Raw genomic sequence first — 9334 nt, 5'->3', positions numbered from 1 at the left:
GCTAGTATGGATTTCGGCCCGGCATTTCGCAGGGGCGAAACTTGGCGACCGTCAATCAGTTGTCAGGCTCCCAGGGCCTGGATATCCGCGTCATCCGGCTGGATGACAATGAAACCGCCACGATCAGGTTTGCCGCCAAGCGCATGGCTTCCGTCCCATGGGGGGACGGCGGGGTCTCATGGACGATCACCCCGGCCAATGTCGCCGAGAACGTCTACTCCGTCGATGTCGAACATTCGCTGGCCAAAGACGGCGGGTATTGGGTGCCCGACCTGATATCGCCGGTGACGCAGCCTTCTGACGGGGCCGAGGAATACCGTCAGGAGCGGCTGCGGTTCCGCAATACCGGCCATTCGGTCGATGTCGTGGTGTCCTCGGCCGCCAAGTTCACCGTGGATCTGTCCTGATGCCGGCCGGGGGGTTTGCCCGCAGAGGGTCTGACCAGGGCCGGGCGATTCGCCTGGGCCCGGCACCGAACTATTTCCGGGCCGAGAGTCTCGAAGCGGCGAGGTTGCTGCGCGACCAGCAGGCCGGCAGCGCCGGGCCGGGCTGGCTCCGGCCCTATCAGGACAGCGTCAACACCGTCCTGATCCTTGAGGACACCACCAACAACCTGTTCGTGTTCTCGGCCTACGACGAGGCCATCGATATCGAGTGGGACGACTTCCTGCCGACCGGGGATGCCTCGCGCACGTTGCTCGATGCCGTCTCGCTGACTGGCGGCGAGAACCCGGAGCTCGGCAAGGACATCTACCAGACGATCCCGCTGAATATCACCTCGATTGACCGGGTGATCGACAAGGTCCGGCAGGGGATTCGCCGCTTCGACCCGCCGTACATCGAGTTCACGAAAGGCGCGAACACGGTCAGGCAGGTGATCGAGGACGCCCGCCGGTTCGACACGAGGCTGCCGTCCTCGATCTGGGGGCAGACCTTCGACGGGTTCACGATCGGGCGGGCCCCGCAGAACAACAATCACAATCCCGAAATCACCGACGTTGGCGGCCGGCTGGTCGTGATCCTCCCCGACGGGGGGATCAACATCGACTCCGAGCGCATCGGCAACACGGTCAATGCCTTCAACGAGGTTCAGGAAAGTCACCCGTGGGTGCTCTCGTTCACCGCTCCCGACGGAACTTCCGTGGGATACAACATCGAGTCGATGACGCGGGAGATCCTCCTCGGCAGCCACTTCTACTATCGCATCGTGCTGGCGAGTGCGTCCTACTCGCACGGCTTCGGCGACATCACCAACTTCGACATCAGCGCCCGGCAGATCACGAGCAGCAGACTCTATTTCGTGATGGGCCCGCAGGGCACGGTGGCCGTGGAGTCCCGGCTCGCCGCCGGTGCCTGGAAGCTCGCCGATCGCGACCAGTCACACTCGTGGATCGAGAGCGGCGGCTCAGGCGGCGGGGCCGACGAGGATCACGAACACGACTCGTTCCGCCTCGGGCCGGAGCCCAACACGTTTATCGCGGATGGCAGCGAAACTGCCGTAGCCAAGCGTGACGCGCACGCGAACGATCGCGCAAATGTCGCTTGGGTTGATGACTATCTTGCTGACAGCTTGCACTTCATTCGCCTTGTCTCGCCGAATGCCTCGCCGCCCTCGATGGTCGCGCAGTATCTGCACGAGCGGGGCTATGACGATGAGACGGTTTTCGATGATGCGACCGAGATAACGGACATTCGCGCAACTGCGGGGATCGTCAAAGGGACCGAGCGGTATTACATCCAGTTCCCAGCGAAGTCCACTGACCCGACTGCGGCAGCTTCCGCGGCCGCTTTGGCCACGAAGATCGCAGCCGCCCCCGCGAACGATCGCATCGTGCTCAAGAAGCTGAGCACGGGCGAGTTTGCCAATGTCGAGAGTGTGGAGCGGGTGGCGGCTCGCAGCATCGAGCGCGCCTTTGGAGCCACAATCGGCGGTGTTGTGCAACCGATCAGCCCTGGCAATGCTCGCATTGTCACCGGCGACAATGCCATCATTCTCCGCGTGATGTGGATAGCCAGCAGAGCCAATCGCACATTGCGTGACCGGTTCCTGGCGGCTTACAGGAGAGCCGGGCGACCCGCAGCGGAGCAGTGGTATATCAATTGGACGACCGATGCCGATGTTGGCAACGGGGTTGAAACAATCAGTGAAACCATTCCAGTAACCGGCTTTCAGACAACCGACCAGATCACGATTGGAGGAACCAGATACCTGCCGGTTGATTTCTTCGGCGATGTGAATGAGCTGGATCACCCGATTGCGACGTACGCGGGGGTGAACCCTTCCGCTTTTGATGTCTTCGCCAGCCTTCCCACTGGCGCCCAGGATGTGTTCTTCAACCTGCGTGAGGGAGCGTTCCCGTTCGAGAACCAGGGTTCCGTTGCGGCAGGTGATTGGGACCTTGCTACTCGTGATCTTGATCTTGAATGGGTCGGCATCAGCGGGCTTGGTGTTGCGGACGTGGCCGGGCTGGAGCAGGTCACGTCCGATGCGACGCTGACGGGGCTGGGCACCACGGCCAGCCCGTTGAAGGTGGCGCGGGCCCTGCCGGCGCCGGTTAGCGGGAAGATCCTCGGGGAGGAAAGCGGGGCTTGGGCTGCGATTGATGCGCCGGCTGGAGGTGGGGGCAGACTTACCGACGAGCAGCTTCAGGACAAGGTCTCAAACTTCATCAGAAGCGGAACCGGAATCGATATTGTCTACAACGACAGTGCGGGCACGCTTACCGTCTCCATTCTGGCTTCTGCAATTGGGCTTAATTTGGAAGCTGTGCAGGATGCTGTTGCCGCGCTATTCCGCTGGGGGAACGGGATCAACGGCGTTTATGACGATGACGCCGGAACTCTCACAGTCACCTCCGACGCCGAGTTCATCAGGGACACCATAGCCGCCTTCCTTACCGAGGGTGACAATATCACCCTGACGCACAACGACACTGCGAACACTCTCACTATCGCGGCGGCGGGCAGTAGCGGAGGCGGCGGGCTGACGCAGGAGCAGGTCCGCGACCTTGTTGCTGGGTTCGTTCGCGCAGGCGACTACCTCACCATCACACACGATGATAGTGGGAACACGCTGACCTTCACCGCCCGGACGCCCACGCAGGGCGACGACATGCCGGGCACTCAATTGGTCAGCCGCAATCGTCTTACTTCTGGCGGGCAGACCGTGCCGCCTAACAGTCTTACAGCCATCGTTCTGGACGCGAGGAACGCTGCTACCCCAGTGCTTAGTTTTTCTTTTTTGACTGAGGCAGAAAGAAACCGCTTTGGCACAGCAGTTGGACAAACGAGAGATCTCTATATCAACGACATACTTTATGTCGGAGCGAGAATTAACAGGCTAACGCGGACGAGTAGCAATTATTGGGGTCTCTCAATTGACCTTCCTCGTGCGTTTACCGATGTCGCAAACGGCTCCCTTATCTCGATCCGCGACGGCGCACAGGTCATCTCCTCGGACAACATCGAGAGCCTGTTCAAGGGTGCGGCCATCGCCAGCAACACGCTGACGCTCACTCGCGAAGACGATACGACGCTTGATCTCACCCTGCCATCGGGCGGCGGAGGCAGCGGCGACTTCGATCTCCACGACGATGTATCGCTTGAGTTGGCGAGCAATTCGTTTGCAGGTACTGACCGGATGCTGTTCAGCGATGAAAGCGCGAGCGGAGACCCGAATGCCTATGCGACGGTAGGAAACTTCCTCTCTTACGTCTACAGCCAACTCAGAAGCTTTTTCGCCACCCGCCTGGCCTCCGGCAGCATTGCTGACGCCGACCGGATGTTCCTGACGGACGAGTCCGACTCAGGCAATCTCAAACACGCCACGATCAGCGACCTGAAAACCGTCTTCGCCAGCAGCGGCGGGGGCAGCGGCTTTGACCTGCACGACGACGTGACCACCGAGGTCACGGCCCTCGCCACGCAGGACCGGGTGCTCGTGTCCGACGAGAACGTGGCCGGCGACCCCAACCGCTTCGCCACGCTCCAGACGCTCGCCGCATGGATCATCAGCACGCTGCGGACGAACGCCATGACGGCGCTGGCCAGGGCCGGCATCAACGACAGCGACCGGATCTTCCTGACCGACGAAAGCGAGACCAACGACCCGCTCAAGCACACCACCATTGGAACGCTGAAAACGCTGTTCGGCAGTGCCAGCACGTTTGACCTGCATGACGATGTGACGACGAGGATTGATTCCGTTTCCAGTACCGACCGTCTGCTCCTGTCGGATGAACTAACATCGGGTGACCCGAATGTATTTATGGAGGTAGGACAATTTTTTCGTTCAGCGCTGGTTAATCTGACTATTGGTGGGCAGAAAACCGCTTCCGATCTGAGTGCGAGTGAACAGAGCAATCTACGTTTCTATTTTACCGATTCTGGAGATGACGGCCAACTGGGTTTCACAACCCTTGATTTTCTTAGTGAATTCCTTAATCCTGCCAGCGTCCTGACCAGCAGCACGGTCTACCTCGCCTCAGGAGCGCGGGACCTGCACGGCAAGACAATCTACTGCTACGCCCCGCTCAACATGTCGATCACCCTGCCGGCACTGAGCGCGGGCGACAACGTAACCTTCAACGTCTGGAACCACTCGCGAGTCGGCTCCGGCACCGTCACCCTGACCGGCGGCAACATCCAGAACCTCCACGGGGCCGACACGGTCCTGCGCGGGGCCGGAACCGGGGCGGCCATCATCTGGGACGGCGGGGCGAACCGCTGGGAGTTCTCCGAGATCTCGAACCTGCGGGACCGCATCAACGTCGAGATCGACAGCCTGCCGGACAACGCCCGGATCTTCCTCGCCGACGAGGATTCCACGAACGACCCGCTGAAGTACATCACCGGCGAGACGCTCAAGGAAGAGCTCGGCGCCCCCGATACGGACGACGGCAACTCTCGCGGCGAGATCGTGTTCACGTCGAACAGCCTGCCGAGCCAGACAGGCAGCGGAACGCTCAACGGGGCCCGCTGGACCAAGGACACGGCGCTCACCGGGTTCAGCGTCTCCACCGAGACCGTGGTTGTTCCCGAGCTTCGCCCCTACACCGACACGACCGGCATCTGGGCCGTGGCCGAGAACGCGAGCGGCGACGAGGTCGACGAGGTCTTCATGCCGTGGGGGAGTGCGGCCAGCGGCACCCCCGGCGGCGAAGGCGGCTATCTCCAGATCGGCGGAGGCCGCATTCAGGTTCTCTACGCCGTCGAGAACACCCGTTCGGCCATGTGGCTTGACAAGGTTGACACTGCCGGCAACCCGCAAGGCCACGTCATCAAGCTTTACCTCGCCAAGGCCGGCGGGGCAGTCCCCGGCACGGCGGCCCTGCTGGCGGCCGGCACCGACACCGCAATCAGAGGATGGAGCGCCAAGATGCTCGCAGACTACGTGGGGGCCCTGACGGGCGGCACGTTCACGCCACACGCCGACCACGATCTCCACTTCGGGGCCATTACAGCCGCCGCCCCCACGAGCCTGGAGGGGTTGACCGCAGTGGACATTCCCGCCTCCGAAGGTTCGCAGCAGATCTCCATGCCCCTTACCTGGTCCGGTCAGCGCTACCTGGTCTTTGTGCAACCGGCCGCAGTCCGGGACATGTCCAAGCTTCTGGCCGGAGGTGTGGATCAGACCTCCGGATACCGGCGGGGCACCGTCGAGATCGGCGGCACCGATTACGAGTATCTGGTCTCGACGCTTCGCGCCCGCTCCAACGTCTCGGGCGGCATCATCTTCACCGTTGAACGAGCAGTGAGCTAGTCCATGGTTGCCTTCACTCCCTTTTCCACCCGCCACGCGGCGGTAATCGACGAAACCGTTCTTCGCATCCTCGGTCAGGAAGCGTGGCCCATGCCGCGCACCGATGCCGACTACGACGTGAACACCGATGTCCTTCCCGGCGTCTACATCTACGGGGCATCGCACACGAACGGACCAGTTGGCAGTGGCATCTTCATGCAGAAGATCGCCATGTTCGAGGGCACCACGTTCGAGGCAGGAGGAGAGACCAGCCACCGGATGGCATGGGCCGTCACGGAGGATCAGCGCCGGTTCTACCGCTACACGACCACCGGAAGCTGGGCGGGCATCCCGTGGATCGCCGAACAACCCGCCATCAGCGACGCCACCAAGACCTACACCGCATCGGAACTGCCCGGCCTGAACGACCGCACGTTGCAGGTTACGGGCGATTCGGCGTCCACGATCACCCTGCCGGCACCGACGAGCGGCACGAACTTCCGCTGCGTCGTGATGAACGCGAAGACCGGCGACCAGAACGTCACGATCGTTGGCAATCGCAGGGGGGTTGCAACGACCCACCAGTTGACCCTGGAAAACAGTGGGGAACAGGCCTTTGTCGTGTGGGACGAACCCCAGTTCCGCATCTACCGGATGCGTTCCGGGGGGCTTAGCGGCCAGTCGCCGGGGTCCACCACGTTCACCGGCCTGACGGATACCTTCAACTCGTTCGAGGGTCGGGCCAACCAGTTCCTGCTGGTGGACGCGACCGAGAACACCGTCGGCAGCGTGGCGACCATTCCGCTCGCCAGTCTTCCCACGATCCCGGCATCGAAGATCAGTGGCTTCCTCGATCATTCGGACGTGGAAATCCTCACCGAGACGACGACGCTGGATGCGGCTCAGGCGCGGGCGTATCACGGCAAGTTTGTCTGGTATATCGGCTCCGCCAACGGGCGGTTGAACCTGCCGACATCGGGGTTGACCTCGAGCGACAAGATCGACTTCGTGGCGATGAACCTGTCCGACGGCAACCCGGCCAGCATCTTCTCGGTCGCCGACGGCCTCCGCAATCACGACATCAATGACCGGCGCACGGCCCTACAGGTTGTCTGGTCTGGCACCGACTGGTCGTGGTACACGATGGCTTCCCCGCAGACGCATCATTTCTTCGAGCTCTTCGACACGCCAAGCGAGGCCGGCGAGAACAAGATGCTGCTCGGCACGGCGTGGGAGACGCTGGAGTGGCAGGACGCGGGAACGGTGGAGGATCTGCGGAAGGGTGATCCCGATGCCCTGCCTCGCCATTACGCTCCCAAGGCCATTCATGATTACGTCGCGGAGGCCGTTGACCCCCCGTACTACTCGCGGGTCAGCAATCCGAAGGGACTGAAGGTCGCCGAGCTAGACGACCTTGAGCAAACGCTCGACAACGCGAGTTGGACGATCGGTCCTCGCCCCGAGATTACTGCGCATTACAGCCTGTCTTCGGTCAGATCGAGGATCGAGTTGGGGATGACTCCACGCGCCCCCGAGGTGCTCGGCTTCAAGGTTGTCGGCAGCGTGAACGGCGTGGCGTTTGACGAGACCAATGTTCTCTTCGGGCCTGAAAGCTGGCGCAATATCCAGGTCAATTTCAACGACGCGAAGACCAGCAAGGTCACCCTTCACTACAATGACAATGACCAGCTTAGCGTTCTGAACAGCGCCATCCCCGACGCGGCGGGGCTCAAGCTGGAGATCTTCGAGATCGTCTCTCCCTCGGCGGGTGGAGGCTTCGAGCAGATCTTCTGCCGGTATAAGTCTCGCGACCTTCCTGTCTCACTTTACCCGCAGGATTCCTGGGGCTTTCGCGATGCCCATCTTTACGATGAACAGATCTACCAGCGATTTCACTTCACCGCCGCGAAGTCAGCCTTCAAGGCGAACAACACCGCCGATCTGATCATCGCACCGCAGGGCCGGGACCGCCCCGCGCTGAATGATGGATTCGGCGAGGGCCTGTTCTTCTGGGAGTTTTCGATCCATGACTCAGGTGCCAATCGTGGCATCGCCACTCTCTATGTGTCCTCGGCTCAGAACACGGCAGACCGCAGTCAGTCCGCTTCGCTGATTGACAGCTTCGGGCAGTATGGAAGGGTAGAGATCTATTGGGAGAACCGGTTCCTCTCAATCCCGTTCCACGGTGACACGCAGACGCCTTACACGGCGAGCCCGCAAAGCACCACGCAGCGGGATTTGATTTTCGAGTTCCTTGACGCGGTTGACGCCGCCGAAGGCAATCTCGCCTTTGTCGTCGATATCATTCTGCCGTATCCAGACAACTTCACCTGGCAGCACGGGGTGCCGGCACCGACCGAGGCAGAGCCGAACATTCATACTGCGCTCAGGCCCGTGTATGGGATTCCCAATGAGGGGGACAAGCTGGATAGAGGCTGGTTCACGCCTGCCTTCATAGGGAACAGCGGCTTCACGAACGAGACGCTTTACGCCAGGCATCACCTTGACACGCTGGATGGACGCTTTGTTCCGCTTACCACCATCGGGCACCTCAAGGACGAGGACCTCGATGTCCAGTATCAGGAGGTCATTACCTTCGGTGCGGAGCATGTGTCAAAGTCGGGTGACAACTTCGGGATCGCAATCAACTCCAGGCAGGGGCAAGAGTTCAAGAGGAACTCTCGCATTCTAGAAGCTGGCTACCTGATGGACTTCGATGTTGATGTATCCGATGGCAAAAGGCAGGTGCAAATCCGCCTATCGGCGAGTAATGAAGACACAGCCGGCAATCGATGGGACGATCCTGGGCCGCGATTCACGGAGGAGTTCGAGAAGTTCGGCGAGATCGCCATCAGGAGCCACGATGCTGAATATGTCCTTCGTATGAACGGAGCTAATGTCGAGCCCTACGCCATCGATGTGCCCAATGGTGCTGACCTGCTGAACTTCTATCATCAAGCCAATCCGTATTACCCACTCGAACTGCGGTTCCGATTCAAGTTTCCTGACAACTTCGCGTGGCAGCGCTGGAAGCCATCGCTCACGGTCAACGAGCCCTACGGCTTCGAGATCTCGCGACGGTATCCCATCGGCCTCGCGCCGGGCGAGACGATCGACGAGTTCTGGGGGCAGATCAGGCTTACCAACAGCCTCGGCGCGGCTCGCGGCGCGTATGTGGACGCCTACGCGGATTACAATGTGTATGTCCCGCTCGACTCCGAGACCGGCATCACGGAACTGCATGATGCCAGCGGGAACTTCATGGGCTGGTGGGGAGACAGCACGGACCTTCTCGTTACGATCAGCGACATCCATATCAACCTCGCCAATGCCCGCTTGCGCTGGCAGTATCAGAACCTTGAAGGGGTGTGGAGCAACATCTATAAGAATGGAAATGAGAACTTTATTCTGCACCCATTCAACACCTATTCCTATCGGTTCCAGCAAGGAGTGTTCGGGTCTCTGACACGAGACAAGCTGAAGCTTCGCCTGATCGCGGTCAGTCCAGACGACGAAATATTGACTGAGAACTTTCCGAGCGGCTCAGTCACGATCACGATCGACTACCAGACCGATTCTCACTCAAAGGTCATT

General features: G+C 60.8%; 3 protein-coding genes. All 3 read left to right on the top strand.

Annotated features, from left to right (window positions below; genetic code table 11):
• Positions 1-41 precede the first annotated feature (41 nt).
• The gene (locus tag ACOGXC_RS00015) at positions 42-407 is read left to right on the top strand and encodes a hypothetical protein (protein WP_419917439.1); all 366 of its coding nucleotides are present in this window, start codon (positions 42-44) and stop codon (positions 405-407) included.
• Positions 407-5761: a hypothetical protein gene (locus ACOGXC_RS00010; protein WP_419917438.1), complete on the top strand. Its 5355-nt coding sequence runs from the start codon at positions 407-409 to the stop codon at positions 5759-5761. Before ACOGXC_RS00015 ends, ACOGXC_RS00010 begins: the two co-directional genes overlap by 1 nt.
• A 3-nt stretch (positions 5762-5764) precedes the next feature.
• Positions 5765-9334, top strand: a 3570-nt coding sequence (locus tag ACOGXC_RS00005) for a hypothetical protein (protein ID WP_419917437.1), incomplete at its 3' end; no start/stop codon positions are given.

Source organism: Candidatus Poriferisocius sp. (assembly GCF_965202595.1).
In the GTDB taxonomy this organism is placed as follows: Bacteria; Actinomycetota; Acidimicrobiia; order Acidimicrobiales; family Bin134; genus Poriferisocius.
This window is presented reverse-complemented; position numbering and strand designations above follow the sequence as displayed.

Excerpts from the sequence above, each read along its gene's own strand:
- ACOGXC_RS00010 (WP_419917438.1), top strand. The coding sequence starts at position 407 with ATGCCGGCCGGGGGGTTTGCCCGCAGAGGGTCTGACCAGGGCCGGGCG.